At 72.0% G+C, this 25969-nt stretch carries 29 protein-coding genes; 18 read left to right on the forward strand and 11 right to left on the reverse strand.

What is annotated here, in order from left to right; translation table 11 throughout:
* From O3597_RS04745 to O3597_RS04770, 6 genes are read left to right on the forward strand one after another with little or no spacing between them, the layout of a single operon-like run.
* Window positions 1–189, forward strand: a complete 189-nt coding sequence (locus tag O3597_RS04745) for a hypothetical protein (RefSeq protein ID WP_269737606.1) — start codon at window positions 1–3, stop codon at window positions 187–189.
* Entirely contained in the window at window positions 186–719 is a 534-nt protein-coding gene (locus tag O3597_RS04750) for a DUF2637 domain-containing protein (RefSeq protein ID WP_281603346.1), read from the forward strand. The genes O3597_RS04745 and O3597_RS04750 overlap by 4 nt, the downstream gene beginning before the upstream one ends.
* Window positions 716–2467: a replication initiator gene (locus O3597_RS04755; protein WP_281603347.1), complete on the forward strand. Its 1752-nt coding sequence runs from the start codon at window positions 716–718 to the stop codon at window positions 2465–2467. Before O3597_RS04750 ends, O3597_RS04755 begins: the two co-directional genes overlap by 4 nt.
* Window positions 2467–2649 (forward strand): helix-turn-helix domain-containing protein, encoded by a 183-nt coding sequence (locus O3597_RS04760; RefSeq protein WP_203220703.1) that lies wholly within the window; start codon window positions 2467–2469, stop codon window positions 2647–2649. The genes O3597_RS04755 and O3597_RS04760 overlap by 1 nt, the downstream gene beginning before the upstream one ends.
* Window positions 2649–3866: a tyrosine-type recombinase/integrase gene (locus O3597_RS04765; RefSeq protein ID WP_281603348.1), complete on the forward strand. Its 1218-nt coding sequence runs from the start codon at window positions 2649–2651 to the stop codon at window positions 3864–3866. Before O3597_RS04760 ends, O3597_RS04765 begins: the two co-directional genes overlap by 1 nt.
* Before the next feature lie 53 nt (window positions 3867–3919).
* The gene (locus O3597_RS04770) at window positions 3920–4258 is read left to right on the forward strand and encodes an Imm51 family immunity protein (RefSeq protein ID WP_281603349.1); all 339 of its coding nucleotides are present in this window, start codon (window positions 3920–3922) and stop codon (window positions 4256–4258) included.
* Window positions 4259–4418: 160 nt separating this feature from the next.
* On the opposite strand, the gene O3597_RS04775 is transcribed toward O3597_RS04770, so the two are convergent.
* A complete protein-coding gene (locus tag O3597_RS04775) occupies window positions 4419–4862 on the reverse strand; it encodes a hypothetical protein (protein WP_164449300.1) in 444 nt (147 codons plus the stop codon).
* 73 nt (window positions 4863–4935) lie between these two features.
* On the opposite strand from O3597_RS04775, the gene O3597_RS04780 reads away from it, so the two are divergent.
* Both O3597_RS04780 and O3597_RS04785 read left to right on the forward strand, forming a co-directional pair.
* Window positions 4936–5526 carry a hypothetical protein gene (locus O3597_RS04780; protein ID WP_281603350.1) on the forward strand — a complete coding sequence of 197 codons (591 nt, stop codon included), beginning with the start codon at window positions 4936–4938 and terminating at the stop codon, window positions 5524–5526.
* Window positions 5527–5605: 79 nt separating this feature from the next.
* On the forward strand, window positions 5606–6127 hold the full coding sequence (locus O3597_RS04785) for a DinB family protein (RefSeq protein WP_281603351.1): 522 nt from the start codon (window positions 5606–5608) through the stop codon (window positions 6125–6127).
* A gap of 25 nt (window positions 6128–6152) precedes the next feature.
* On the opposite strand, the gene O3597_RS04790 is transcribed toward O3597_RS04785, so the two are convergent.
* From O3597_RS04790 to O3597_RS04805, 4 genes are all read right to left on the reverse strand, one after another.
* Window positions 6153–6623 (reverse strand): roadblock/LC7 domain-containing protein, encoded by a 471-nt coding sequence (locus tag O3597_RS04790; RefSeq protein WP_164449297.1) that lies wholly within the window; start codon window positions 6621–6623, stop codon window positions 6153–6155.
* Window positions 6620–6991, reverse strand: a complete 372-nt coding sequence (locus O3597_RS04795; protein WP_164449296.1) for a hypothetical protein — start codon at window positions 6989–6991, stop codon at window positions 6620–6622. The genes O3597_RS04790 and O3597_RS04795 overlap by 4 nt, the downstream gene beginning before the upstream one ends.
* Window positions 6992–7252: 261 nt before the next feature.
* Entirely contained in the window at window positions 7253–8059 is an 807-nt protein-coding gene (locus O3597_RS04800) for a nucleotidyltransferase domain-containing protein (protein ID WP_281603352.1), read from the reverse strand.
* On the reverse strand, window positions 8040–8549 hold the full coding sequence (locus O3597_RS04805) for an NUDIX domain-containing protein (protein ID WP_164449294.1): 510 nt from the start codon (window positions 8547–8549) through the stop codon (window positions 8040–8042). The genes O3597_RS04800 and O3597_RS04805 overlap by 20 nt, the downstream gene beginning before the upstream one ends.
* Window positions 8550–8713: 164 nt before the next feature.
* On the opposite strand from O3597_RS04805, the gene O3597_RS04810 reads away from it, so the two are divergent.
* From O3597_RS04810 to npdG, 4 genes are all read left to right on the forward strand, one after another.
* Window positions 8714–8914 (forward strand): hypothetical protein, encoded by a 201-nt coding sequence (locus O3597_RS04810; protein ID WP_281603353.1) that lies wholly within the window; start codon window positions 8714–8716, stop codon window positions 8912–8914.
* Window positions 8915–8992: 78 nt separating this feature from the next.
* Window positions 8993–9991 (forward strand): histone H1-like repetitive region-containing protein, encoded by a 999-nt coding sequence (locus O3597_RS04815; protein ID WP_281604477.1) that lies wholly within the window; start codon window positions 8993–8995, stop codon window positions 9989–9991.
* 159 nt (window positions 9992–10150) lie between these two features.
* Entirely contained in the window at window positions 10151–11578 is a 1428-nt protein-coding gene (locus tag O3597_RS04820; RefSeq protein ID WP_281603354.1) for an RNB domain-containing ribonuclease, read from the forward strand.
* Window positions 11579–11720: 142 nt separating this feature from the next.
* On the forward strand, window positions 11721–12419 hold the full coding sequence (npdG, locus tag O3597_RS04825) for an NADPH-dependent F420 reductase (protein WP_164449292.1): 699 nt from the start codon (window positions 11721–11723) through the stop codon (window positions 12417–12419).
* 145 nt (window positions 12420–12564) lie between these two features.
* Here the strand turns inward: npdG and O3597_RS04830 are convergent, their stop codons facing one another.
* Both O3597_RS04830 and O3597_RS04835 read right to left on the reverse strand, forming a co-directional pair.
* Entirely contained in the window at window positions 12565–12963 is a 399-nt protein-coding gene (locus tag O3597_RS04830) for a hypothetical protein (protein ID WP_281603355.1), read from the reverse strand.
* Between the two features lie 154 nt (window positions 12964–13117).
* Complete coding sequence (locus O3597_RS04835; RefSeq protein WP_281603356.1) at window positions 13118–13882, reverse strand: hypothetical protein; 765 nt, start codon at window positions 13880–13882, stop codon at window positions 13118–13120.
* A gap of 92 nt (window positions 13883–13974) precedes the next feature.
* Between O3597_RS04835 and O3597_RS04840 the strand changes: the two genes are divergently transcribed.
* Window positions 13975–14367, forward strand: coding sequence for a DUF222 domain-containing protein (locus O3597_RS04840; RefSeq protein WP_164449289.1), 393 nt, complete (start codon window positions 13975–13977; stop codon window positions 14365–14367).
* Window positions 14368–14492: 125 nt separating this feature from the next.
* Window positions 14493–14903, forward strand: coding sequence for a VOC family protein (locus tag O3597_RS04845; protein WP_164449288.1), 411 nt, complete (start codon window positions 14493–14495; stop codon window positions 14901–14903).
* Between the two features lie 187 nt (window positions 14904–15090).
* Here O3597_RS04845 and panB read toward each other — a convergent pair whose 3' ends face one another.
* A complete protein-coding gene (panB, locus tag O3597_RS04850) occupies window positions 15091–15936 on the reverse strand; it encodes a 3-methyl-2-oxobutanoate hydroxymethyltransferase (protein ID WP_164449365.1) in 846 nt (281 codons plus the stop codon).
* Window positions 15937–16048: 112 nt separating this feature from the next.
* Window positions 16049–17818, reverse strand: a complete 1770-nt coding sequence (locus tag O3597_RS04855; protein WP_281603357.1) for an NAD+ synthase — start codon at window positions 17816–17818, stop codon at window positions 16049–16051.
* Window positions 17819–18021: 203 nt separating this feature from the next.
* On the opposite strand from O3597_RS04855, the gene glnA reads away from it, so the two are divergent.
* Both glnA and O3597_RS04865 read left to right on the forward strand, forming a co-directional pair.
* Complete coding sequence (gene glnA / locus O3597_RS04860) at window positions 18022–19371, forward strand: type I glutamate--ammonia ligase (RefSeq protein WP_164449286.1); 1350 nt, start codon at window positions 18022–18024, stop codon at window positions 19369–19371.
* A gap of 178 nt (window positions 19372–19549) precedes the next feature.
* On the forward strand, window positions 19550–19975 hold the full coding sequence (locus O3597_RS04865) for a DUF350 domain-containing protein (protein WP_099850791.1): 426 nt from the start codon (window positions 19550–19552) through the stop codon (window positions 19973–19975).
* A gap of 257 nt (window positions 19976–20232) precedes the next feature.
* On the opposite strand, the gene O3597_RS04870 is transcribed toward O3597_RS04865, so the two are convergent.
* On the reverse strand, window positions 20233–20772 hold the full coding sequence (locus tag O3597_RS04870; protein ID WP_281603358.1) for a hypothetical protein: 540 nt from the start codon (window positions 20770–20772) through the stop codon (window positions 20233–20235).
* 129 nt (window positions 20773–20901) lie between these two features.
* Window positions 20902–21777 (reverse strand): LD-carboxypeptidase, encoded by an 876-nt coding sequence (locus O3597_RS04875; protein ID WP_166459056.1) that lies wholly within the window; start codon window positions 21775–21777, stop codon window positions 20902–20904.
* Window positions 21778–21934: 157 nt separating this feature from the next.
* Here O3597_RS04875 and O3597_RS04880 point away from each other — a divergent pair, with 157 nt between their 5' ends.
* Complete coding sequence (locus O3597_RS04880; RefSeq protein ID WP_281603359.1) at window positions 21935–22699, forward strand: type 1 glutamine amidotransferase; 765 nt, start codon at window positions 21935–21937, stop codon at window positions 22697–22699.
* On the forward strand, window positions 22699–25914 hold the full coding sequence (locus tag O3597_RS04885; protein WP_281603360.1) for a bifunctional [glutamine synthetase] adenylyltransferase/[glutamine synthetase]-adenylyl-L-tyrosine phosphorylase: 3216 nt from the start codon (window positions 22699–22701) through the stop codon (window positions 25912–25914). The genes O3597_RS04880 and O3597_RS04885 overlap by 1 nt, the downstream gene beginning before the upstream one ends.
* Window positions 25915–25969 lie beyond the last annotated feature (55 nt).

Here is a 25969-nt window from a genome sequence, read left to right on the forward strand (position 1 = left end):
ATGTCCCTCAAGCGCTTCTTCCTCGGCACCCACCGGATCAAGCCCCTGCACATCGAACTGGACGGCACCCCGGACCGGCTCGCCGCCGCCCTCCACGGCCTCGCGCACATGGTCAACCGCCGCCGCGACCTCGACGGCCAGAGCATCCGCATCACCCTGACCGTCCGCGACACCGGGAGCCGCCGGTGAGCCGCGACCGCATCGAATCCGCCGTACGCCTGCTCATCCTGCTCGCCATCGGCACGATGGCCGGCGCCGCCGCCTTCACCCACGTCCATGACCTGTCCGTCGCCCACGGCCAACCACACTGGATCGGCTGGGCCAACGCCGTAGCCGTCGAACTCATGGCCATCTACCTCGGCCTCGAAATCCGCGCCCGCCGCCGCAACGGTCGACCGGTCGGCTTCGTCGGCGTCCTCCTGGTCGCCTTCGCCCTGCTCTCCCTCGCCGCCCAGGTGGCGGAGGCGGAGCCGTCGGTGTGGGGCTGGATCGTCGCCGCCGTCCCCTCGCTGGCCTTCCTCGCCCTGGTCAAGGTCGTCCTGTCCAGCGCACCCGCCACCGCGCCGGCACCGGAGCCGGCCCAATCGCAGGCCGACCGGTACGACGAACCCGAGCAGGCCGAACCTTCGGCGGTGATGCCGCCGGCATCAGTCTCGGTGCTGCCTCCGCGCGGCGCCGTCCAGCCCGACCGGCGTCAGGTGGTGGGGATCATCCGATGACCGCCCCCACCCTGCCCGGCCTCGAACCCGCCCCGACCCCGGCTGCACCACCTCGGCCGGGGTCGCGGGCGGCCCGCATGGCACTACCCCGCTCGGTCGACGTGCTCAAGGAGATCGCGGCTGAGTACGGCGTCTGCGTCCGTCCCCTCGCCATGCGCCGTACCGACCTGAACACCGGCCTGACCGAGGTCATCGACCTGCCCTGCGGCGCGACCCGCGAAGACAAGTGCGCGCCCTGTGCGAAGAAGAACCGCCGGCTGCGGCAGGCCCAGATCCGCGAGGGCTGGCACCGAGACGAGGAGCCGCTACCGCCACCGGAGCCGGCGACCGAGGAACAGAAGGCGCTGATCCTGCTGCGCGGGCATCTGGAGTTCTCCCGCGACGAGGCATCCCGGGCCAGTCAGTGGGACCAGGTCGCCGACCTCGACGAGGCGATCCGCGAGGTGGAAGAGGCAATCGCGGCCGAAGGGCTCCGGGGACGGGTGGCGCCGCCGCACTCGACCGACGACGAGGACCAGGCGGACGACGACAACGGCCGGCGGCGCAAGCGCTCCACCCGCCGTCGCCAAGATGCCCCCGACCTACCTCGGCGCAAGGTCGAGCGCCGCACGGTCGGCAAGACCTACACCGCCCCGGACGGCACCACCTACCGGCCGTCGATGTGGCTCACACTCACCCTCGACTCCTACGGCCCGGTCCGCCCCGACGGCACCCCGCTCAACCCCGACCGGTACGACTACCGCCGGGCGGCGTGGGACGCCGTGCACTTCCCTCGGCTGCTCGATCGGTTCTGGCAGAATCTGCGCCGCTGCGAGGGCTGGAACGTCCAGTACGCCGGCTGCGTCGAGCCGCAACGCCGACTCGCCCCCCACGCCCACTTCGCCATCCGAGGCACCATCCCGCGTGACGTGCTCCGCACCGTGGCGGCGGCTACTTATCACCAGGTGTGGTGGCCGGCGGTGGATGTGCAGCGGTACACCCTCGACCGGCCCCCGGTCTGGGACGAGCAGGCTTCCGCGTGGGTCGACCCGGACACCCGCGCGCCGCTGACCACCTGGACGGAAGCCCTCGACGCTATCGACGACGACCCCGACGCCGAACCGGTGCACGTCGTGCGCTTCGGCTCCCAGGTCGACGCACGCGGCGTCATGCCCGGCACCGAGGACGCGGAACGGACCATCCGCTACGTCACGAAGTACATCACCAAGCACACCAGCGACGTCCACAAGGCGACGACTGGCCGGCAGCGTAAGCACCTCGACCGGCTTTGGCAGGAACTCCAGATCACTCCGTGCACGGATCGCTGCGCGAACTGGCTGCTCTACGGCATCCAACCGAAGCGGGCGCACGCGAAGCTCAAGCCGGGCCGCTGCAAGGGCAAGGTCCACCAGCGGGACACCCTCGGTATCGGCGGCCGGCGCATCCTCATTTCTCGCGACTGGTCCGGCAAGACCCTGAGCGACCACAAGCACGATGTCCGGGCCTGGGTGCGGGCGCTGCTCGGCGTCAGTGTCGGCCTGGAGGGCGTCGACGACCAGGGCGCCACCGTCGAACCGGTCCGGTACGCCTGGGAACTCGCCCGTCCCGACGATCCCGACGTCGGCCCGGTGGCACACCGGCTACTGCGGGCTATCGGCGAACGTGCCCGCTGGCGCTCCGAACTCCTCGCTGCCAAGGACCGCGCCGCGCAGCTCCCCGCCACCGCATCGACGACGGGAACGGATGGCACGACGGGGGAGGGGCAGTAATGGCGGCGAACGATGGGCTCTGGACGATCCGGGACGTGGCGGCGTACCTGCGGGTGCCGACCGAGACGCTGTATCGCTGGCGGAAGGTCAAGTACGGTCCGCCTGCGGCTCGGGTCGGCCGACACCTGCGGTACGAGCCGGAAGCGGTCCGGTCCTGGGTACGTGAGCAGGCGGCGGCCTGATGGGACACGTAGAGGATCGTTGGTACAAGACGCTGCGTCACCCCGGCGGGCAACGGGAGCGGGTCAAGACGGAGCTGTTCGGCAGGGGCCTGCGCTACCGGGTGCGCTACATCGGCCCGGACGGCAAGGAACGCAAAAAGTCGTTCCCAGACCGGGCCAAGCGTGAGGCTGAGGCGTTCCTCGTCTCGACCGAGTCGGACAAGCTGCGCGGCTGGTACGTCGACCCGGTCGCCGGTCGGATGACCTTCGCGGAGTACGCGGAAACCTGGCTACGCACGCGCTCGTTCGATGAGTCGACCCGGGAGAGCACGGAATTCCGGGTACGCAGGCATCTGCTGCCGTTCTTCGGTTCCAAGAAGCTGGCCGAGATCAAGCCGGGCCACATCCGGGCATGGGACGCGGACATGGTCGGCAAGCTGGCCCCGGCGACTCGGGCCGTGGTCTTCGCCCACCTGCGGACCATCCTCGGCGCGGCCGTCGATGACGAGCGGATCGCCAAGAATCCGTGTTCGGCAAAGTCGGTCAAGCCTCCGCGACCGGTGCAGCGGCGGGTGGTGCCGTGGCGGTACGAACAGGTTTCGGCAATCCGCAGTGGCCTCGCCCAGCGGTACCGCCCCATGGTCGACCTGGGCGCCGGCTGCGGTCTGCGGCAGGGGGAGATCCTCGGCCTCGGGGTCGACGACATCGACCTTGACGCGGGCTGGGTGCACGTCTGCCGTCAGGTCAAGCTCGTCCGGTCCCGGCTCGTCTTCGGCCTGCCTAAGAACGACCGGGACCGCCGGATACCGTTGCCCGACTCCGTCGCCCAGGTGCTGAAGCAGCACGTCGACGACTTCGCCCCGGTGCCGCTCACCCTGCCGTGGGAAGACCCGACCACCGACGAGCGGGTCACGGTCCCGCTGCTGTTCACCACCACCCGACGCGGTGCGATCAACCGGCGCACCTTCGACAACAAGAGCTGGCGGCCCGCTGTCGTGGCGGCCGGCATCACGCCGACCCGCGCCACCGGGATGCACGCCCTACGCCACTTCTACGCCTCGTCGCTGCTCGACGCGGGGGAGAGCATCAAGGCCCTCGCCTCCTACCTCGGCCACGCCGACCCCGGCTTCACCCTCCGCGTCTACACCCACCTGATGCCGGCCAGTGAGGAACGCACCCGGCAGGCCATCGACCGCCTGTTCGAGCCTGGGTCCAGAGATACGGGATCGCCATCGTGAGAGCGACCGCCGGGATCTTGTCGCCGGCTCCTGACGGCTGCCAGGCTTCCCCGATGACCTTGCTGTTCATCATCGAGGCAACCCCCGGTGAGTATGCGCTGCTACTGAATGCGGGGACCACGCCGGTCGACGACCTCATCGAAGAACTCGGTCACGAGCCCAACGGGTACTTCTGGGAGGGAGCGGCGCAGGTTCTCGTCAGTACCGAGGCTCAGTCGCTCGAAGGTCGATTCGTCTATGCCTGCGAGGGCGGCACGTTCTGCGCCCACGGCACCGATCGAGGGGCGCTGGAAGAGCTGAAGGCGCGGATGAACGCAGTTGCCACCGATGGCGAACGCATGCGGCGGCTGATCACGGACGCCGAGGCGAGCGGCTTCGAGTTCGACGACTGACAGCCAAGGTGGCCAGACCTGGGCCGCGCAGCCCGGACGCCCTGGCGACGCCCTGAACGGGTCGCAGGCAAGCGAAACGCCTGATCAGGGCGCGAATCAACTTCATAATCCGGCGTACAGGTCGACTCGTCCGTCGCCACCGGTGCCTACGAGCTGTCGGTCACTCCTGCGGCGTAGCCTCATGCCCCGGCATCCCAGGGGTACGCCGACGTTGCTTCATCTCCGCCTCGTAGAGGTGCCGCCGACCATCGGCCAAGGTCTCCCGCGCGTACCGCTCGACCTCCTGGAACGTGGCGTAGTACCCATCGTCGAACTCCTCCATGATCTGGAACGTCCAGCGGCCCGGTAGGACGTTGCGGCCCAGCAACTCCCGCTCGACGCGGTTGGCCACCTCGTCGTGTCCCGCCTGCCGCAGCAGTTCGATCACCCGATCAAGCGTCAGGTCCGCACCACCCACCAACTGATGGGCTGAGTAGAGGTGCCCCCGTACGCGATGGATGGTTTCCAGGGCCTTGCTCAGCTCGCCGAGCGCTTCGACGGTGGTGTCGTCGACCCTCTCTGGGCGGGAGTGCTCGTCGTCTACCGACCTGTGATCGCGTGCCATAGCCGGTCAGTACCCACGGCCGCGCGCGGCACGCACGGCACCTCGCTGTCGGGGTACGCCCTAGGCTGGCAGCATGTCGACGCGGCGTGAAGTGATCGACCTGGATGAGCATGACCGACCGGCCGGCGCCCCGGTCCCCGACCGCCTCCTGGCCAGCCGGAAGACGACTGTCCGGCTCGTCGCCGCGTTCGTCGTCGGCGGGGTGCTTGGCGGCCTTGGCGTGAACGAGCTGCGGGATTCGCGGGAGGAGCGGGAGCGCAACGCTTCGGTCGCACTCGTGGCCGTCCCCGTGTCCATTGCCGGCGGAGGTTCGGACGTTCCGGGCGTTCTCCAGCTGGACGGGCAACTGGCAGTGACGAACGCTGGCCAGGCGTCGGTCACGGTTCGTGCGGCGATTGGGCAGGCACCGGGTGCCGTGGTCCAGGACGTTGGCGCCTTCCGCTCGCTGAGTCCCGGCCATACCGGTCTGCTCGACGTCAGGCTGCGCCTCGACTGTGCGACCGCGTTCGAGAGCGAGATGTTGCCGATGCGGTTCTCGGTCGAGACCAGCGACCGCCAGGTCAGAGAGATCGACTACCCGGTCGCCCTGGTGGGAAGCGTCTGGCAGGTGCGGACCGAGCAGCCGTGCGCGCAGTTCCGTGAGACGGCGGAGCGTGGCGGCTAGCTGGGGCGGGATTTCCGCCCGGGCGCTGGCGACGGTTCGCGGGGCATCGGGGTGGGTCGATCGCCGATAGTGTCCGAGGATGGTGGAGAGCCGCCCCGACCCCGTGGCCGTAGCGATGATGTCGACCACGGCAGACGAACGCGCCGTGCTCGACTCGTTTCTCGACTTTCATCGCGCCATGTTGCTGCGCAAGCTGCGGGGGATCTCCGACGTCGAGGCTGCCCGCCGGCTGGTGCCGTCGGCGACCACCCTCGCCGGCCTGGTCAAGCACCTGACCGTGGTGGAGCGGAACTGGTTCCAGTGCCTGCTCGCGCCCGGCCCGGGGGACGTCTATCTCACCTCGGAGGAGGACGCGACGGCCAGCTTCACGTTGGCCGAGGACGACACCGTCGAGTGGTTGTCGGCGGCGTACGAGGCGGAGTGCGCCCGGTCGCGGGAGGTGGCGGCCCGGTTCGACCTCGACCACGTGGTGCCCCACCCGCAACTCGGGGAGGTTTCGGTGCGCTGGATCCTGGTGCACCTGATCGAGGAGACGGCCCGGCACGTCGGCCATGCCGACATTCTCCGTGAGCTGACCGACGGCTCGACCGGCGCCATCTGACCGTGGTGCGCCCCCGACCGGCGGATCAGGCGGGGGTGAGCAGTTTCGCGAGGCGCTCGGCGACCGGTGGGGCGTGCAGGTGCAGTCGAGCGACGTTTATCGCGTCGGCGCCGACCACCGACAGCAGCGCGTGCGGGCCGACGGCGTACACGGAGAAGTAGCCGGCCTCGTTGCGGACGGTGGACTGGCGGAATTCGCCCTGACCGAGGCGGAGGCTGACCTGGCGGCCGAGGCCGAAGGTCGCCGCCGCCATCGCGGCCAGGTCGTCCGGGTCCAGGGTGTCGGGCACGTCGTGGGTGATGAGCAGGCCGTCGACCCCGCCGAGGACACTGCCCTGCACCCCGGGGATCTGAAGGCGCAGTTCGTGCAGCTCGGTACCGATCGACGGGTACGGCAGCGACGGGTCACCGGCCAGCGACGGGGGGAGCTTGACCGGCGGTGGGAGCTTCGGCTGCTGCGCGGTTCGGCGGGGGAGGAAGGTGTCGCCGGTGCTCACAGTTCCAGCTGCTCCTCGATGGTGCGCAGTTGGTGCCGGGCGAGCGCCAGGTTGGACCGGGTCTTGCTGAGCATCAGGTAGAGGAACAGCCCTTTGCCGTTGGGACCGGCGAGCGGCCGGATGATGTGGTACTGGCTGCCGAGGGTGATGAGCATGTCCTCGATGTCGTCGTTCAGCTTGAGCATCTCGATGGTGCGCATCTTGGCGCGTACCACGTCGGTGTTGCCGGCGGCGGCGACGGTCAGGTCGATCTCCGGGGTGCCACCGGCGACGCCGAGGGTCATCCCGCTCGTGTAGTCGACGAGCGCGGCGCCGATGGCGCCGTCGATCGTCATGGCGTCCTTAAGGGCGGTGTCGAGGTTTGCCACGTGCCTCTCCAGGTTCTGCTGGGCAACTGCGCCCCGGTACCGGATCGTGCCGGGTGAAGAAAACTCGGATGAGACTCGCACACGCGACCTCCTATTCGCATCTTGTACAGCGCGAACAGGCTGAGCGGACCACGGTGGGTGACCACCGGGGCGGCCCACAACCGCCGCAGCGGCTGATGCCGGGTCACCGAACCCTTCTGCTATTTGGCTGCGTGCGTCGTCGACGCCGTCCGGTCGAACCGGGCGGCACGCTCGACGAGATCAGGCCGGTGCGGCGGCAAGGTCGGCGAGCACGCGTCGCTGGAAGGCGCGGGCGGCCGCCCCGGTCGGTGGCACACCGCCGTCGCGGGCGGCCACCGACCGCTGGACCAGGTCGGCGGTGTCGGCGTCGACGAGCGGTCCGGCCTCGTCCAACAGCCGCCGGCCGGCGGCCACCTTGGGCAGCCACACCCCGGTGCGCAGGCGTACCCAGGAACGGCAGGCGCCGAGCACGGCGTCCTCCGCTCCGGGTGCCGGCACCTCTCCCGCGGGCACCGGTCGCGCCAACCACCAGCGCAGCGCGTCCAGGACCAGTCGGCGCAGGTCGTCGGGGGCCAGGTCGGCGAAGGCGTCGGCGGCGGGCGGACCGAGCAGGACCCGTCCGCTCTGGTGCAGGATGCTGCGGTCCAGGCCGTACCAGAACAGACCGTCCGCGCTCGGGCGCTGCGCCGGGCCGTAGGACACCCGGAAGTCCATCCGGGCGCCGGTGTTCAGCTCGACCTCGAAACCCGGCTCGGGGCTGCCGGACCGGGCCACCGCCTGTCGGTACACGACCAGCTCCAGGCCGCGCGCCGGACAGGGCAGGGCCTCGTGCCGCAGCCGGGGCACCAACTCCTCGGCGACACCGTGGTCCAGCGGACCGGCGCAGACCAGCGCCACGTCCACGTCGCTGCGTCCAGGTTGGTACGCGGCCAGCCCCACCGAGCCCGCCGCGTACGCACCGCACAGCTCGGTGCCGAGCACCTCGTCGGCGACCGCGACCAGGTCGCTCAGGTACCGCCGTAGCGGTTCAGGCGTACTCCAGCTCACCGGGCTCGCCCCACTGGGTGCCGGCGGGCAGGAAGAACGCCGAGGTCTCCCCGCCGAGGGCGTGGCGGATGACCAGCCGGGCGTGCTCGTCGAGGTCCGGCAGCCGTCCCGGCGGGAACCACCGGACGTCCAACGACTCGTCGTCGTTGACCCGTGCCTCGCCACCCAGCAGCCGGCAGTGGAAACCGAGGTTGAGGTACTCGCAGCGGTCGCCGTTCGGGTAGGTGTGCGGGTGCGACACGGCGCTGCTGAGCCGCAGCGGTTCCACCGCCAGGCCGGTTTCCTCAAGCACCTCACGCACGACGGCGGTGGCCGGCTGTTCACCCGGCTCGACGAAGCCGCTGACCACCGACCAGCGACCGTCGTCGGCCCGTTGGGCGAGCAGTAGCTCACCCGCGTCGTTGCGGACGATCGCGCTTACGCTGGGTAGCCAGAGTAGGTCGTGGCCGACGTGTTTGCGCATCCGCAGGATGTAGTCCGGTACGCCCATCCGGTGACCTTAGCCAACCCGCTGATCCGGGCCCGCACCCGGGCCGGCGACGTCGATTTTCGCAGTTCAGGCCCGCAGGCCAGGGACCACGTCTACTGTGGAAGGGCCTGGTGACTTGCCGTGTTCCGGTGGCGGCCGGTCGTTTCCCGGTGCACAGTGATGCCATGAGTGACAGCGGACGTGGACGTTACTACTGGTGTACGCGACACCACCGGGTCGAGTCCGGTGCCGACGTGTGCCCGGCGCGGCACGTTCTCGGCCCGTACGACTCGGCCGCCGACGCGGAGAACGCCCTGCAACAGGTGCGGGATCGCAACGAGGCGTGGGAGGCCGAGGACGCTCGCTGGACCGGGGAGGACAGGTAGACGGCGCGGGATGCCTCCCGCGCCGAGGCACTGCGTGCGTCGCGAGGGCGGCAGCACGTCCCCATGAAGGGAACCGAGATGGCCGAAGCGCAACAGGCCACCCGCCCGGCCGCGAAGCGTACGCCCGCGAGGAAGACCGCCGCGACGGAACGCACCGCCGGCGTCGCCCGTACCCCGTCGACCCGCCGCGCGTTCGGGACCGCGCCGGCTGCTCGTAAGGCGACCGGCGGCGCCGGGTCGGCGGCGAAGAGCGCGACCCCCGAGACCAGGGCGGCCACCTTGGCGCGGAAGACCGCCACGGCCAGGAAGACGGCACCCGCGAAGAAGACGGTGTCGGCCAAGACCGCGCCGACGAAGGCGCCCGCCGCGCGGACCACCTCGGCGTCGACCCGGACCGGTCCACGCAAGACCACGACCACGGCACAGCGGGCCACCGCGAAGAAGGCGGCGTCCGCGCGGGGCACGGCGGCGAAGGCGCCCGCGAAGAAGGCGGCCCCGGCCCGCAAGACGGCGCCCGCGAAGAGGGCGGCGTCCGCGCGGGGCACGGCGGCGAAGGCGCCCGCGAAGAAGGCGGCATCCGCGAGAAAGGCGGCCCCGGCCCGCAAGACCGCACCCGCGAAGAAGACGACGGGTACCCGGAGCACGTCGGCCGCGCGGAAGGCACCCGCGAAGACCGCGACGTCGGCGGTGAAGAAGGCGGCGGCGCGCACGGGTACGTCGACCGCGGCGCGGAAGGCGGCGGCGAAGAAAGCCCCGGCGAGGAAGGCCCCCGCGAAGACGGTGGCGGCCAAGAAGGCGCCCGCCCGAAAGAGTACGACGGTGGCGACCCGGGCGACGGCGGCGAAGAAGACGGCCGCGTCGCGGGCTCCCGCGAAGAAGACGGCCGCGAAGAAGGCTCCCGCGTCGAAGACGACGGCCAAGAAGGCCCCTGCGAAGAAAGCGTCCGCGAAGAAGGCTCCCGCGTCGAAGACGGCGGCGAAGCGGGCCCCCGCGAAGAAGGCGTCCGCGAAGCGGGCCCCCGCAGCGAAGACGACGGCGAACAGAGCTCCCGCGAAGAAGGCTGCTGCGGCGAAGTAGGCCCCTGCGGCGCGGAGAGCGCCCGCGTCAACGTCGCCGCCCGCAACGCCGGGCGCGATGTCCGGCACCGGGCGCAGGACGGCCGGCTGACCCGGCGTACGCCGACGACCCGTCGCACGGCGGAGGGCGCGGCGCGCCCGGCGCTGTCAGGATGGGCGCATGGTCATCCGACGTGTGCTGGCACCACGCATCGACTTCGGGGCGCTGCGCCGAGAACTGGGTCTGCCCGAGACCTACCCGGAGGTGGCGCAGCGGGAGGCCGACGAGGCAGCCGCGGCACCGCCCGCGCCGGCCGTCGACCACACGGACATCCCGCTGGTCACGGTCGACCCGCCCGGCTCGCGGGACCTGGACCAGGCGATGCACCTCAGCCGTCGCGCCGGCGGCTACCGGGTGCGGTACGCGATAGCCGACGTCGCCGCCCACGTACGCCCGGGCGGTGCGCTGGAGGACGAGACCTGGCGCCGAGGGCAGACGGTCTACCTGCCGGACGGCAACGTGCCGCTGCACCCGCGCTCCCTCGGCGAAGGCGCGGCGAGCCTGCTGCCGGACGTCGACCGGGCGGCCGTGCTGTGGACCATCGACCTGGACGCCGACGGTGGCACCAGCGCGGTGGTGGTGCAGCGTGCCCTGGTCCGCAGCCGGGCCCAACTGGCCTACCCGCAGGTGCAGGCCGACGCCGAAGCGGGCCGGCTGCCCGAGCCGATCGCCCTGCTGCCCGAGATCGGTGCGCTGCTCACCGCCCGAGGGTTGCGTCGGGGCGCGGTCAACCTGCCGATACCCGAACAGGACGTGGAGGCCGACGGCGACGGTTGGCGGCTGGTCCTGCGGGCACCGGTGCCGATGGAGGAGCACAACGCGCAGATTTCCCTGCTCACCGGGATGGTCGCCGCCGACCTGATGCTGGCCGGTGGGATCGGCCTGCTGCGGACGATGCCCGCGCCGAAGCCGGAGGCGGTGCAGCGACTGCGGGCGGCCGCCGCCCCGCTGGGCGTGCACTGGCCGGACGACGTGGGCGTGGGTGAACTGCTGCTCCGGTTGGATCCGGGCCAGCCTCGGGCCGCCGCGTTCATCGACCAGGCGGCGGAGTTGATGCGGTCGGCCGCGTACACCTCGTTCGACGGCGAGCCGCCGGAGCAACCGGCGCACGGCGGGGTCGCGGCCGCGTACGCCCATGTCACGGCGCCGCTGCGACGACTCGCCGACCGGTACGCCACGGAGGTCTGCCTGGCGTTGCACGACGGCCGTGCGGTGCCCGACTGGGCCCGCGCGGCGCTGCCCCGGCTGCCGGCGGTGATGGCGGCCACGGACCGCGCCGCGTCCGCGGCGAGCCGGGGCGCGATCGACCTGGCCGAGGCGGTGCTGCTGGCCCACCGGGTCGGCGAGACCTTCGACGCCGCCGTGGTCGATGTCGACGCGCCGTCGAACGGCAAGGCCCGCAGTCGTCCGCCCGGCGGCACGGTAGCCCTGGACGACCCGCCGGTACGCGCCCGCTGCCTCGGTGAGCTGCCACTGGGCACCCGGGTCCGGGTCCGGCTGGTCGCCGCCGATCCGGCCACCCGCTCGGTCGCCTTCGAACTCGCCTGACCGGCCCGGCCTCGCCCGACCTCGCTGCCGGTCCGGCGTCCCGTTTCTCGCTGCCGGTGCGATGGATGACGACCGACGCAGCGGGCATTCTCACAGCCCCGCTCGCTGCTGCTGCCCGGGCTGATTTGCGAGGATGACGACCATGGCATACGACCCGAGCACCCTGCCCGACGTTTCCGGGCTCACCATCGGCATCATCGGTGGCACCGGCGACCAGGGCCGTGGGCTCGCCTACCGGTTCGCCCGGGCGGGCCTGACGGTGCTGATCGGTTCCCGTTCCGCGCAGCGGGCGGCCGAGTCGGCCGCCGAGATCGCCGCGCTGCCCGGCGTGCCGGCCGGCGGCGGTGTCACCGGTGCCGACAACGACGAGGTGGCCCGGCGCAGTGACGTGGTGATCATCGCGGTGCCCTGGGACGGGCACGCCGCCACCATCGGCGCGCTGGCCGAACCGCTCGCTGGCAAGATCGTCGTGGACTGCGTCAACCCGCTCGGCTTCGACAAGCAGGGCCCGTACGCGCTGCCGGTGCCCGAGGGCAGCGCCGTTCAGCAGGCCGCCGCGCTGCTGCCCGACTCCCGGGTCTGCGCCGCCTTCAACCACGTCAGCGCCCCGCTGCTGGCCGATCCCGAGATCGACCGGATCGAGCTGGACGTGCTGATCTGCACCGAGGAGCGGGAACTGGTCGGCATCGTCGGCGCGCTCGCCGCCCACATCCCCGGCATGCGTGGCATCTACGCCGGGCGGCTACGCAACGCGCACCAGATCGAGGCGTTCACCGCCAACCTGATCGCCATCAACAAGCGCTACAAGGCGCACGCGGGCGTCCGCGTCACCGACCTCTGATCCCCGCTCGTCGCCGCCGACGCAACGCCGCTTGGCGGTTCGTCCCAGGAGCAGCCGGATCCGTGGCAGGGAAAGCGTCAGCCGGTCGGCGTGTCCGCTACCGCAGCTGCCACGGATCCGGATTCTCAGGTCAGGCGTCCGGCGGTCAGAAGGTGACGGTGACGCCGGCCGACTTGCAGGCCTTGCTGAGGGAAGCGCCAGCCTTCTCGAAGGCCGGGTTGTCCGCGGCCGTCGCCGGGTCCGTGGCGTTGGCGGCCTTGCCGGCCTCCGCGCCGAACTCCTCCAACGCGGCAACCACCTTGCTGTCGCTGGCGCCGGTGGCGGCCACCCGGGTCACCTCGTTCTGCAACCCGGACAGGATCTTCTGGAACAGTGCCGGCGACGGCTCGCTACCGGAGCTGACGGCGGCGACGAGATCCTCCCGCATCTTGTCGCTGGCCTGCTTCGCCGACTCGCAGAGCTGCTTGTCGCTCACCACGTCCGCCGCGTCGGCGGTGGGCGGTGCCGGGGTGGGCGAGGTGGTGGTGGCGGTGGCCGACGGCACGGTGGCCGACGGCGAAGTTCCGGCCGTCGGGGCAGCGTCGTCGCCACCGCAGGCGGCCAACGCCAGCAGCGAGGCGCAGGCCAGGACAGAGAAAGAAGCACGAATCCTATTCACGGGCGAGAACCGTAGCGGCTTTCGGGAAAACTCGCTCGCCCTATCCGGCGTCCAGGCGCGGCACCCACCAGTCGCCGAGAAGCTGGCCGAGCGCCAGCAGGAGCATGCTGTTCAGGAGCGCGGCGAGGAGGCCGATGGCGAAACCGAGGGCACCGTGGCGGTGCTGGCGTGGGCCGGTGGGCGGAGAGTCCGCGTGCGCCCAGGGGCGCTCCCGGGCCAACCACCACAGGATCCCGAGCCCGAACGGTACGAGGCAGATCAGCCAGAACCAGAACCATCGCGTACCCAGCACCGGCGCGGGACCGGCCAGCAGGACACCGATGACGACCACGGCGGCGGCGAAGCCCGTGCCAGCGACGACCTGCCCGATCGGCTGGAGAACGCCGCTGCGACCCGCCGCCAGCCCCGCGGCCTGCAACTGCTCTGCGAAGGCAACCGCGCCCGGCCCGTCGTAGGACATCTCGTGCACGGTGCCGATGATCGTGACCTGATCGAAGTAGGTCGTGTCGGTCCACCAGACCCGACCGTCGGGCGTACGCCAGGCAAACAGGGGACCGAGACGGCCGGAGGACTCCAGATCGGCGGTGCCGAACCACGGGGTTCGCCGGTCGGCGTCCCACCGGTCGCCCCACTGGTGGGCCACCACCCGGCCGGCAGCCAGGTCCGCTTCCGCCTGGTCGTAGCTCTGCTGCCGAGGCGCCGTCCACCACGCCGTTCCGGCCGCGACCAGCCACAAGGCGACGACGCCGAGCCGCAACACCGTCCACCAGTGCCGGCGCCGATCGGCCGGGACGTCATCGATCATGATCGCATCGTCGCAGCGCGCGTCCAGTCGCTACCGATGACCACCGTGGAGATCGGCCGGAACTGTCGTACGTACGTTCTATCGTCGGTGGCGTGTTGGAGGAGTTGGCGCGGGCAGAGGTGGCGACGCGTTCCTGTGTCCACACCGCTGTCTGGGCCATGCCGGAGAGCGAGCTGATCGATGCTCTCGAAGCTGCACACCGGCTGGAGCAGCGGCTCGCCGCGATGAAGCTGACGCTGGTGCGTGAGCTGGACGGCCGTGGCGTGGCGGTGGCGCAGGGCGCGTCGTCCACCGCCGTCTGGCTCCGCGACCGGCTCCGGCTCGGCGTGCCGGCGGCCCGCCGGTTGGTCGACCTCGCTGAGGCGCTCGACCGCGAGCCCGACGAGGTGACCGCCGCACTCGCCGCAGGCCGGGTCGATCTGGAGCAGGTCCGGGTCATCGCCGATGTCGCGGCCACGGTTCGAGGCTGCGACGCTTGTCGATGACCGGCAGCCGACGGACGATCCTGGAGCACCGATGGGGTGCGGGTCGGTGGAAAGCTGCCGCCGTGGCGGTGGCCGAGGCTAGCGTCCGACGGTGAACAGGTCACCGCGCCAAGGAGAGTCCTGCCATGACCACTCGACTCAACCCTTACCTCACCTTCGACGGCGATGCCCGCCAAGCCATGGAGTTCTACCAGTCGGTGTTCGGCGGGCAGCTGCGGATCAGCACTTTTGGCGAATTCGGCACGTCCGACCCGGCGGTCGCCGACAAGGTGATGCACGCGTTGCTCAACACCGACCGGGGCTACACCTTGATGGCGGCCGACACCGCACCCGGCATGCCGTACCAGCCCGGCAGCACCATGACGTGCAGTCTCAGTGGCGACCCGGAGGAGGGCCTCGCAGAGGCGTGGGAGAGGTTGTCCGACGGCGGCACCGTCAGGGTGCCGTTCGAGAAGCAGATGTGGGGGGATCTGTACGGCATGTGTGTCGACAGGTTCGGTGTTCCGTGGATGGTGAACGTCGTGCAGTCGCAGTGATCCCGTCGGCAGCGGTGGGGACGGGCGTGGCACGGCGATGGCAGCCCCGGCCGCTACCGACAGGTGGTGGCCAGAGCTGCCCCGATCGTCGCCCCTGGCTGGCCACCCATCGTCACCCGGGCGACCCTGACGGTCGCCCGGGCGAGTTGATGGTCGGGGCCGGGTCCCGCCACAGACCCGTGGACGGTCAGAAGGTGTGTTCGGCGGCGGGGAACTGGCCGGAGCGGACCTCGTCGGCGAAGCGGCGGGTGGCCTCGTCGAGCGTGTCGGCCAGGGCGGCGTAGCGCTTCACGAAGCGTGGCGCCTTGCCGGCGCGCAGGCCCGCCATGTCCTGCCAGACCAGTACCTGGGCGTCGGTGTCCGGGCCGGCGCCGATGCCCACCGTGGGGATCGGCAGTTCGGCGGTCACCCGCTTGGCGACATCGCCGGGCACCATTTCGAGCACCACCGCGAAGGCGCCCGCCGCGGCGACCGCCCGCGCGTCGGCCAGTACCTCGTCGGCGGTCTCGCCCCGGCCCTGCACCCGGTATCCGCCGATGGTGTGCTCCCGCTGCGGGGTGAAGCCGATGTGCGCCATCACCGGGATGCCGGCACCGACGATCGCCTCGATCTGCGCCGCGCAGCGCCGGCCGCCCTCCAGCTTCACCGCGTGACAGCCGCCCTCCTTCATGAACCGGACGGCGGTACGCAGCGCCTGGGTCGGCCCCTCCTCGTACGAGCCGAAGGGCAGGTCACCGACGACCAGGGTCTGCCGGGTGGCCCGGACGACCGCGCGTACCAGCGGCAGCAGCTCCTCGGCGGTCACCGGCAGGGTCGTCTCGTAGCCGAACACGTTGTTCGCCGCCGAGTCGCCCACCAGCAGCACCGGGATCCCGGCGGCGTCGAAGATCGAGGCCGTGTACTGGTCGTACGAGGTGAGCATCGACCATTTCTCGCCGCGCTCCTTGGCGGCGAGCAGGTCACGGGTGCGCACCCGACGGGTGGCCGGGCCGCCGTAGAGGGCGGTCACCTCGGCCGGAGTGGATTCCACGATGTTCTCCTTCCTCGAGGCCGCGTGCGCGGTCCCCGGGTTCTGCCGCGATCGTCCCACCGTGCGGGCGGTCGGCGGCAGGGCGCAGTGGAGGATGTCACTCCGGCTGAGCCGGTCAGCCGTTCTCGCGCCACCGGTTGGTGATGGGTAGCCGCCGGTCCCGTCCGAACGCCTTCATGGAGATCTTCGTACCCGGCGCGGACTGGCGGCGCTTGTACTCGGCGGTATCCACCAACCGCAGCACCTTGTCCACCACGGCCGGGTCGTGACCGTCGGCGATCAGACCTTCCCGGCCCAGGTCACCGTCGATGTAGCCGATCAGGATCGGGTCGAGCACGTCGTAGTCGGGCAGCGAGTCGCTGTCGAGCTGGCCCGGGCTCAGCTCGGCGCTCGGTGGCTTGCCGATCGAGTTCTCCGGGATCGGCGGCGTCAGGCCCAGTCGGGTCGCCTCGGTGTTGCGCCACTTGGCCAGCCGCCACACCAGGGTCTTCCACACGTCCTTGACCGGGTTGAAGCCGCCGACCGAGTCGCCGTACAGCGTCGAGTAGCCCACCGCCAGCTCGCTCTTGTTGCCGGTGGTCAGCACCAGGTGGCCCTCCTGGTTCGACAACGCCATCAGGATGACGCCGCGTACCCGGGCCTGGAGGTTCTCCACCGCGACCCCGGACAGCGACATGTTCGCCAGGAAGGTGTCCACCATCGGCTGGATCGGTTCCACCCGGTAGTCCAGGCCGGTCCGCTTGGCCAGGTCGGCCGCGTCGGAGCGGCTGTGCTCCGAGGAGTGCTGGCTGGGCATGGAGACCCCGACCACCCGGTCGCCGCCGAGGGCGTCCACCGCGATGGCCGCCACCACCGCCGAGTCGATGCCGCCGGAGAGGCCGAGCACCACCGAGGGGAAGCGGTTCTTCTCGACGTAGTCCCGCAGGCCGAGCACCAGTGCCTGCCACACCTCGGCCTCGTCGGCCACCGGCTCGATGAGGCCGCCGGTCGCCGCCGGGCCCGTCGGCGAGGGCGGAATCCCCTCGACCGTACGCCGCACCACCCGCAGCCCGTCGGCCAACCGGTCGCCGTCGTCAGCGGCATCGGTGCCGTCGGTGGCGGCGGGCAGGTCGACGTCGTGCACGAGCAGGTGGGTGACGAACTGCGGCGCCCGGGTCAGCACCGTCCCGTCCGGCGCGACGATCATCGAGTCGCCCTCGAAGACCAGCTCGTCCTGACCACCGATCATGTTGACGTACGCGATGGTGGCGCCGGCCTCGGCGGCCCGCCGGCGCACCACCGGAAGCCGCAGGTCGTCCTTGTTCAGCTCGTACGGCGAGCCGTTGATGTTGACCACCAGCCCGACCCCGGCCCGCCGGGCGGCGGCGAACGGCCCCCCGGCCTGCCACAGGTCCTCGCAGATGGTCAGTGCCACGTCCACCCCACCCAGCCGGACCACGGTGAGCATGTCGCCGGGCACGAAGTAGCGGTCCTCGTCGAAGACGCCGTAGTTGGGCAGATGGTGCTTGAAGTAGGTGGCGACCACCTCGCCGCGATGCAGCAGCGCGGCGGCGTTGCGCGCTCCCCGGCCCGGCTCGGCTTCCGCGCTGACCTGCGGCGGCCCGTCAGCGTCCAGGTAGCCCACCACGACCGGCAGGTCACCGAGGCCGTCGGCGGCCAGATCGGCGGCGAGCCGGGTGAGTGCCGCCTGGGAGGCGGCCACGAAGGACCGCCGGAAGACCAGATCCTCCACCGGGTAACCGGTCAGCATCATCTCCGGGAACAGGACCAGTTGGGCACCGGAGGCGGCGGCCCGGCGGGTCCAGGCGCGCACGAGACCGGCGTTGCCGGTGAGGTCACCGACACTGGGGTTGACCTGGCACAGGGCGAGACGCAGGGTGGGCATGTCCTCATCTTGCCCCAGCGCCATGGGCTCGACACGTCGGCGTGGGGCAGTACGACCGGGCCGGACCGCCGGTCGGGACGGGACGGGACGCAACGGCCGCGGTTCGGTTAACGTCTGCGTAATCGGGTCGGTGGAGACTGGTCGGTCAGGTCGGGCAGAGTCCGACCGAAGGCGGACATAGCGTGTCGCGGAAGGTTGGGGAAGTGGACCGTCAACAGGAGTTCGTCCTCCGTACGCTGGAAGAGCGGGACATCCGTTTCGTCCGGCTGTGGTTCACCGACGTGCTCGGCACGCTCAAGAGCGTGTCGGTCGCCCCCGCCGAGTTGGAGGCCGCCTTCGAGGAGGGCATCGGCTTCGACGGCTCGGCGATCGAAGGGTTCGCCCGGGTCTTCGAGTCGGACATGGTCGCCATGCCGGATCCGACCACCTTCCAGGTCTTCCCGTTCGAGGGTGGGGTCAGCGGCGAGAGCGCCCGGATGTTCTGCGACATCCTGCTGCCCGACGGCGGCCCGTCCTGGGCCGACCCCCGCCACGTGCTGCGTCGGGCGCTGTCCCGGGCGGCGGAGAAGGGCTTCACCTTCTACACCCACCCCGAGATCGAGTTCTTCCTGCTGGAGAACGGGCCGATGGACGGCTCGGTGCCGGTGCCGGTGGACACCGGCGGCTACTTCGAGCACACCACCCACGCCGTGGCGCGGGACTTCCGCCGTCAGGCGGTGCTGTCGCTGGAGCGGATCGGCATCTCGGTGGAGTTCAGCCACCACGAGGTCGCCCCCGGCCAGCAGGAGATCGACCTGCGCTACGCCGACGCGCTCACCACCGCCGACAACATCATGACGTTCCGGCACGTGGTCAAGGAGGTGGCGCTCTCCACCGGCGTGCAGGCCACCTTCATGCCCAAGCCGTTCACCGACCAGCCGGGCAGTGGGATGCACACCCACCTGTCGCTGTTCGAGGGGGAACGCAACGCGTTCCACGACGCCAGCGACCCGATGAAGCTGTCCAAGGTGGCGCGGGCGTTCATCGCCGGGCTGCTGGCCCACGCCCGGGAGTACACCGCGGTCACCAACCAGTGGGTCAACTCGTACAAGCGGCTGTTCCCGCAGGCGCTGCCGGACCGGGTCACCGAGAGCCCCGCGTACGTCTGCTGGGGGCACCTGAACCGCTCCGCGCTGGTCCGGGTCCCGGCGTACGGCAAGCCGAACTCGGCCCGGGTGGAGATCCGTTCGCCCGACTCGGCCGCCAACCCGTACCTCGCCTTCGCGGTGCTGCTCGGCGCCGGCATGAAGGGCATCGAGGAGGGGTACGAGCTGCCGCCGGGCGCCGAGGACGACGTGTGGGCGCTGACCAGCGCCGAACGGCGGGCGATGGGGTACGAACCGCTGCCGGAGAACCTGTCCGAGGCGATCGACGTGATGGCGGGTTCGGAACTGGTCGCCGAGGTGCTCGGCGAGCATGTCTTCGACTTCTTCCTGCGTAACAAGCGGGCCGAGTGGGAGCAGTACCGTCGCGAGGTCACTCCCTACGAGCGCCAGCACTACCTGTCGTTGTAGGCCGCTGCTGCGGCTGGGCTGTCGCTGTAGCCGGCGCTCCGGGCGAGCTTGTCTGTCGCTGCTGTGGTGGGTCCGTGCGAACCGGCCCGCCGCCGGGCTGCCGGGTGTTGCCCGGTGCCGCTATCGTCTCGATCACCGTGCCGGCGTCCGCCGGTCGGAGACCGTCGGGAGGCAGTCGGTGCTGGAGGATCTGCTCAGCGGAGCCTGGCAGAGCGTGGTGTTCGGGGTCGTCGGAGTGGGCCTGATGGCCGCCGGCTTCGTCCTGGTCGACCTGCTCACCCCGGGCAAACTGCGGGACCTGATCTGGGTACGCCGTAACGCCAACGCTGGCCTGCTGCTCGCCGCGAACCAGCTGGGCGTCGCCGGCATCGTCTTCACCGCGATCCTGACCAGCTACAGCGACTTCGCCAAGGGGCTGGCCTCGACGGTGATCTTCGGGCTGATCGGTCTCGGCATCATGGCGCTGGCCTTCTTCGTGCTGGACCTGATCACGCCCGGCAAGCTCGGCGAGGTCATCTGCGCCGACGAGCCGCACCCGGTGGCCCGGGTCAGCGCCGCCAGCCACTTCGGCGCCGCGCTGATCGTCTGTGCCTGCATCGCCTGACCGCCCCGGTCAGGTGCCGCCGGTCGAGCCCGGCGCGCCGCCAGTGGTCGCCGGATGCGGCAAGTCGGGCCTTCCCGGGCTCCGGAGACCGCGACTTGCCGCATGTCGTGAGTCGGCGAGCCGGGCGGAATTGACCGTCGTCGGGACGCGCCGGTGCACCCGGTAGGCGGCCCCGCAGGAGTGGAGCGGGGCCGCCTTTCACCTGGTTCGCGTGCGTCAGCCGGGACCGCATCAGGCCAGGCCGTTCAGCCGAGGTGTCACTTGCCGGCGGACTCGCCCGCGTCGCCACGAGCGCCCGGGCCGCCCCAGCCGCCGAACACACCGGCCTCGACGGCGGCGGTGATGGCGTCGGCCTGCTCCTGGGTGAGCTTGCCGTCCTCGACCGCCTGCGCGAGCCGCTCGGCCAGCGCCTCCTTGCGCTCCTCGGCCGACGGCGGTGTCCGGCGCTGGCCCTCGGCGGCATCCGCGCCACCCATGCGGCCCTCGCCGCGACCCGGGAAGCCCCGGTGGCCCTCGCGGTCCGTCCGACCCTGCTGGTGCTGCTCGCGGAGCTTCTCCAGCGCCTCGGTCACCTGCTCGGTAGGCACGCCCAACTCCTCGGCCAGCGCCTCGGCGAACTGAGCGTGCCGCGCGGCCCGCTGCTCCTGCCGGTCGCCCTGCGGTTCGCTGCTGGCGCTGGCGCTCGGGGTGGCCTTGTCGTCGGCGAGCGCCACGGTGGGAGCGGCGATCCCCACGCCGAGCACGCCCGCCGCGGCCAGGCCGGCCAGCAGGTGCTTCTTCGAGATCGTGCGGGACATCGTTCCTCCAACTCGTTGGTGATGTGCTGACGTCACCGACAGTGACGAGCTGGGCTGGGTGTGGACCGTGGTGAAGCTGTCAGCGAGCTGGCAATCCCGATCCTGAAGACGGACAATCCCGACAAGGATTCAGCGGACGGCGGCGGCCACGGTGAGGGTGCCGGCGTCGGCGTCGAGACTCGCCCGGGTACCGACCGGGACGGTGAGCTGACCGGGGCCGTGACCGATCGGCAGGCCACCCAGCACCGGTACGCCCAGATCGCCGAGGCGCTCACCGAGCACGTCGGCCACCGTGGTGTCCCAGCCGTCGGCGCAGTCGGTGAACTGCCCCACCGCCACCCCGGCCAGCCCGTCCAACGCGCCGGCCCGGCGGAGCTGGGTCAACATCCGGTCGACCTTGTACGGCGGCTCCTGCACGTCCTCCAGCAACAGCACCGCGCCGGTCAGGTCGGGCATGTCCGGGGTGCCGAGGGAGGCCACGACCAGGCAGAGGTTGCCGCCCAGCAGCCGGCCGGTGGCCCGCCCCGCGACGCGTACGCCGAAGGTCTCCTCGCCCGCCTCGGCGCGTACGGTGACCGGCTCGGTGCTGGTCATCGCCGCGTGCAGGGACTCGGCCGAGGACAGCGGGGTCCGCTCATCGCGCCAGGCCGCCCCGGGACCGTGCACCCCGGCCAACCGGGCGCCCCGCCAGAGCGCCAGTTGCAGCGCGGTGATGTCGGAGAACCCGGCCACCACCTTCGGGTCGCGGCGTACCGCCGCCATGTCGATCGCGTCCACCACCCGCTGCGCGCCGTAGCCGCCTCTGGTGCAGATCACCCCGCGCACCCGTGGATCGGTGAACGCGGTGTTGAGGTCGGCCGCCCGCAGCGCGTCGGTCCCCGCCAGGTAGCCCTGCCGGGCGTAGGCGTTGGGCGCGAGCACCGGCCGCAGCCCCCAGCCGGTGAGCAGTTCCACGCCCCGGGCCACCCGCTCGGGGCGGGTCGGTCCGGACGGCGACACCAGCATCACCGTGCCCCCGGGACGCAGGGCGGGCGGGCGTACGACGTCGTCGGGCGCGAGGTGGTCGGACACAGCGGCAGCTTAGTTGCGGTGGCCAGGCACGTTCCGGCGCTCCCGGTCCCGCTGGTCGGCCGAATCGGCGGGACCGGATAGCCTCGACGATGTGGCAACCGCGTTGGTGATCGAGAACGACCCGACCGACGACCCGCGCCGGCTGGGGGAGTGGCTGACCGAGGCCGGGCTGGAGCTGGCGGTGGTCCGCCCGCACGCGGGCGAGACCCTTCCCACCGACCTGGACGGGTACGCCGCCCTGGTGGTGCTCGGCGGTGACCAGCAGGCCTACCCGCTCGTCGACGGGGTGCCGGCGGCGCCCTGGTTCCCGGCGGTGGAGAAGCTGCTCCGCAAGGCGGTGCGGCACCGGCTGCCCACCCTGGGCGTCTGCCTCGGTGCGCAGCTGCTCGCCACCGCCCACGCCGGCACGGTCGTACGCAGCCCGTCCGGGCCGGAGGTGGGGCCCGCCGTGGTCGGCCGGCGGGACGCGGCCGAGTCCGATCCGCTCTTCCGGTACGTGCCGCTGATCCCCGACGTGTTGCAGTGGCACGCCGACGAGATCACCGAGCTGCCCGCCGGTGCCACCCTGCTGGCCGCCTCCACCCGCTATCCGCACCAGGCGTTCCGCCTCGGCGACCGGGCCTGGGGGTTGCAGTTCCACATCGAGTGCGACACCGCGATGATCGCCGAGTGGGCCAGCGACTCGGTGCTGCTGGCCGAGCTGGGCTACGACCCGCAGCTGGTGATCTCCGCCTGCGACGCGGTGATGGCCGACGTCGAGGATGTCTGGCAGCCGTTCGCGGTGCGGTTCGCCGCACTCGCCCTCGGTGAGCTGGACGAGGGGTCGCGGCGCAGCCTGCCGCTGCTCGGGCACTGATGGGCCGGCCGACCAGCGCCACGGGCCGCCTCGCCCGCTACGGCTTCGGCGTCACCGACGACGAGGCGGGTGCTCGCGCCGCCGACCTGCTCGGGCCGGACGGGCTCGACCTGTGGCGCCCGCAGACCCAGGAACCCACCGGCGAGCAGGCTCAGGAGCTGCTCACCGCGCTGTCCCGGGCCGCCGACCCGGATCTGGCGCTGCGTCAGCTGCACCGGTTGGTGGAGGCGGAGCGCCGTACGATGGCCGGCCCGAACGGCAGCGCCGGGCCGGGGGCGGCACTGCGGCAACGGGGTGCGGGGCCCGGACGCGTCACGGCGACCGCCGCCGGCCAGGGCGGCACCGGGAGCGGGGATGCCGGTGCCGCGAACGAGGGTGCGACCGGCAACGGCGGCAGCGCCGGGCGTGACTGTGTCGCCGGGAGTCAGGGCACCACTGCGGCCGTCGGCGGCATCGGAGCGGGCTCGGCGCTGCTCGCCGCGCTGCACGACGACCCGGGTCTGCGTCGCCGGCTGCTCGCCGTGCTGGGCGCCTCCTCGGCGCTCGGTGACCATCTGGTGGCCAACCCCGACCAGTGGCCGGTACTGCGTACCGAGCCGGACGGTCTCGCACCGACCGCGGACGGCCGGCTCGACCTGTCCGGCGACGGTAATCCCGTCGCGGTGCTGCGGCGGGCGTACCGGCTGGCCCTGCTGCGGGTCGCGGCGGCCGACCTGACCGGCGGGCGCGGCCTGGAACAGACGATGGCCGCCCTGTCGGCACTTGCCGACGCCACGCTGTCGGCCGCGTACCGGATCGCCGTGGCGGAGCTGCCCGAGGGCACCCGGGAGCCGCGCCTGGGCGTGGTCGCCATGGGCAAGTGCGGTGGCGGCGAGCTGAACTACGTCTCCGACGTCGATGTGATCTTCGTGGCGGCCGAGGACGAGGACCTGACCACCGCCACCACCGTGGCCACCCGGCTGATCCACATCTGCGGGCTGGTCGCCTGGCCGGTCGACGCGGCCCTGCGTCCCGAGGGCAACCGGGGGCCGCTGGTGCGGACGCTGGCGAGCCACCTGGCCTACTACCGGCGCTGGGCGCGGACCTGGGAGTTCCAGGCGCTGCTCAAGGCCCGCCCGGCCGCCGGTGACCTGGCGCTCGGCCAGGAGTGGATCGACGCGTTGGCGCCGCTGCTCTGGCAGGCTGCCGAACGCCCCGAGGCGGTCGAGGACGTCCGGGCGATGCGGCGCAAGATCATCGACCACATCCCGCCGAAGGAACTGGAACGCGAGATCAAACGCGGCCCCGGCGGGCTGCGCGACATCGAGTTCGCGGTGCAGTTGCTGCAACTTGTGCACGGCCGGGGCGACGAGACGCTGCGGGCGCCCGGCACCATCCCCGCCCTGCGGGCGCTGGTCACCGGCGGCTACGTAGGCCGGGCCGACGGCGAGGCGCTGCTGCGCGGCTACCGGTTCCTGCGCAGCGTCGAGCACCGGCTGCAACTTCAGGGCCTGCGACGCACCCACACCGTACCGACCGAACCGGGCGCGTTGCGCTGGCTCGCCACCGCGCTCGGCTACACCGCCGGACCCGGCCGCAGCGCCGTCGAGGAGTTCCGCGCCGAGTGGGTCACCCACGCCACCGAGGTACGCCGGCTGCACGCCAAGCTGCTCTACCGGCCGCTGCTGGAGTCGGTGGCCCGGGTACCGGCCGACGGGCTGCGGCTGACCCCGCAGGCGGCCCGCAACCGCCTGGAGATCCTCGGCTTCGCCGACCCGGCCGGGGCGCTGCGTCACCTCCAGGCCCTCACCGGCGGGGTCAGCCGGACCGCCGCCATCCAACGCACCCTGCTGCCGGTGCTGCTCAGCGAGTTCGCCGACGCGCCCGAGCCGGACCGGGGGCTGCTCAACTACCGCCAGGTCTCCGACTCCCTCGGCAGCACCCCCTGGTACCTGCGACTGCTGCGTGACTCCGGGCCGGTGGCCCGCCGGCTGGCCCGGGTGCTCTCCGCCTCCCGGTACGTCGCGGACCTGCTGACCCGAGAGCCGGAGGCGCTGCGCCTGCTGGCCGAGGAGAGCGAGCTGAGCCCCCGCCCACGCGAGGTGCTCTTCGACGGTCTCACCGCCGCCGCGGCCCGGCACACCGACCCGGTCGAGGCGACCCGGGCGGTACGCGCACTGCGCCGCCGGGAACTGCTCCGCCTCGCCTGCGCCGACGTGCTCAGCCGGGCCGGCTCGCTGGCCCCGGCCCGCCCCGACGGCGGCCGGAGCACGCCCGCGCTGTCCGACATCACGGCGGTCGGCACCGCGCTCTCCGACGTCACCGACGCGACCCTCGCCGCCGCGCTACGGACCGCCCGGGCCGCCCAGCCGGCCATGCCGGGACTGACGTTCGCGGTGATCGGGATGGGCCGGCTCGGCGGTTACGAGTCGAACTACCTCTCCGACGCCGACGTGCTCTTCGTCTACGACCCGCCGGAGGGGGTCAGCGAGAGCGCGGCCAGTGCCGCCGCGCACGCCATCGCCGAGGAACTGCGGCGGCTGCTCGGCATGCCCGCACCCGACCCGCCGCTCGGCGTCGACGCCGACCTGCGCCCCGAGGGCCGGCAGGGACCACTGGTCCGCAGCCTCGCCGCCTACCAGCAGTACTACGCCCGCTGGTCGCGGGTGTGGGAGGCGCAGGCGCTGCTGCGCGCCCGCTGCGTCTGCGGCGACGCCGACCTGGGCACCCGGTTCGAGCAGATGGTCGACCCGATCCGGTACCCGGCCGACGGGCTGACCCGGGAACAGGCCATCGAGATCCGCCGGATCAAGGTGCGGGTGGAGACCGAACGACTGCCCCGGGGCGCGGACCCGGCCACCCACACCAAGCTGGGCCGGGGCGGCCTGGCCGACGTGGAGTGGGCGGTGCAGCTGCTCCAGCTGCGGCACGCCGGCGCGTACCCGCAGCTGCGCGGCACGCGTACCCTCGACGCGCTCGGTGCCGCCCGGGACGCGGGCCTGGTCGATCCGGCGGACGCCGAGGCGATGACGGCCGGCTGGACGCTCGCCGCGCAGGTCCGCAACGCGCTGATGCTGGTCCGGGGTCGCGCCGGCGACCAACTGCCCCGGCACGGCGTGGAGCTGGCCGGGGTGGTCCGGCTGCTCGGCCGCGACGATCCGGGCGAGTTCCTCGACGAGTACCTGCGCACCGGCCGTCGCTCCCGCGCCGCCACCGAACGCGTCCTGGAGATGTAGCGCGGGCTTCCCGGCGACCCGCCACCAGCGCCGGTCGCTGATCGTGGTAGGACTG

This window comes from Verrucosispora sp. WMMA2044, from assembly GCF_027497155.1.
Taxonomy (GTDB): domain Bacteria; phylum Actinomycetota; class Actinomycetes; order Mycobacteriales; family Micromonosporaceae; genus Micromonospora; species Micromonospora palythoicola.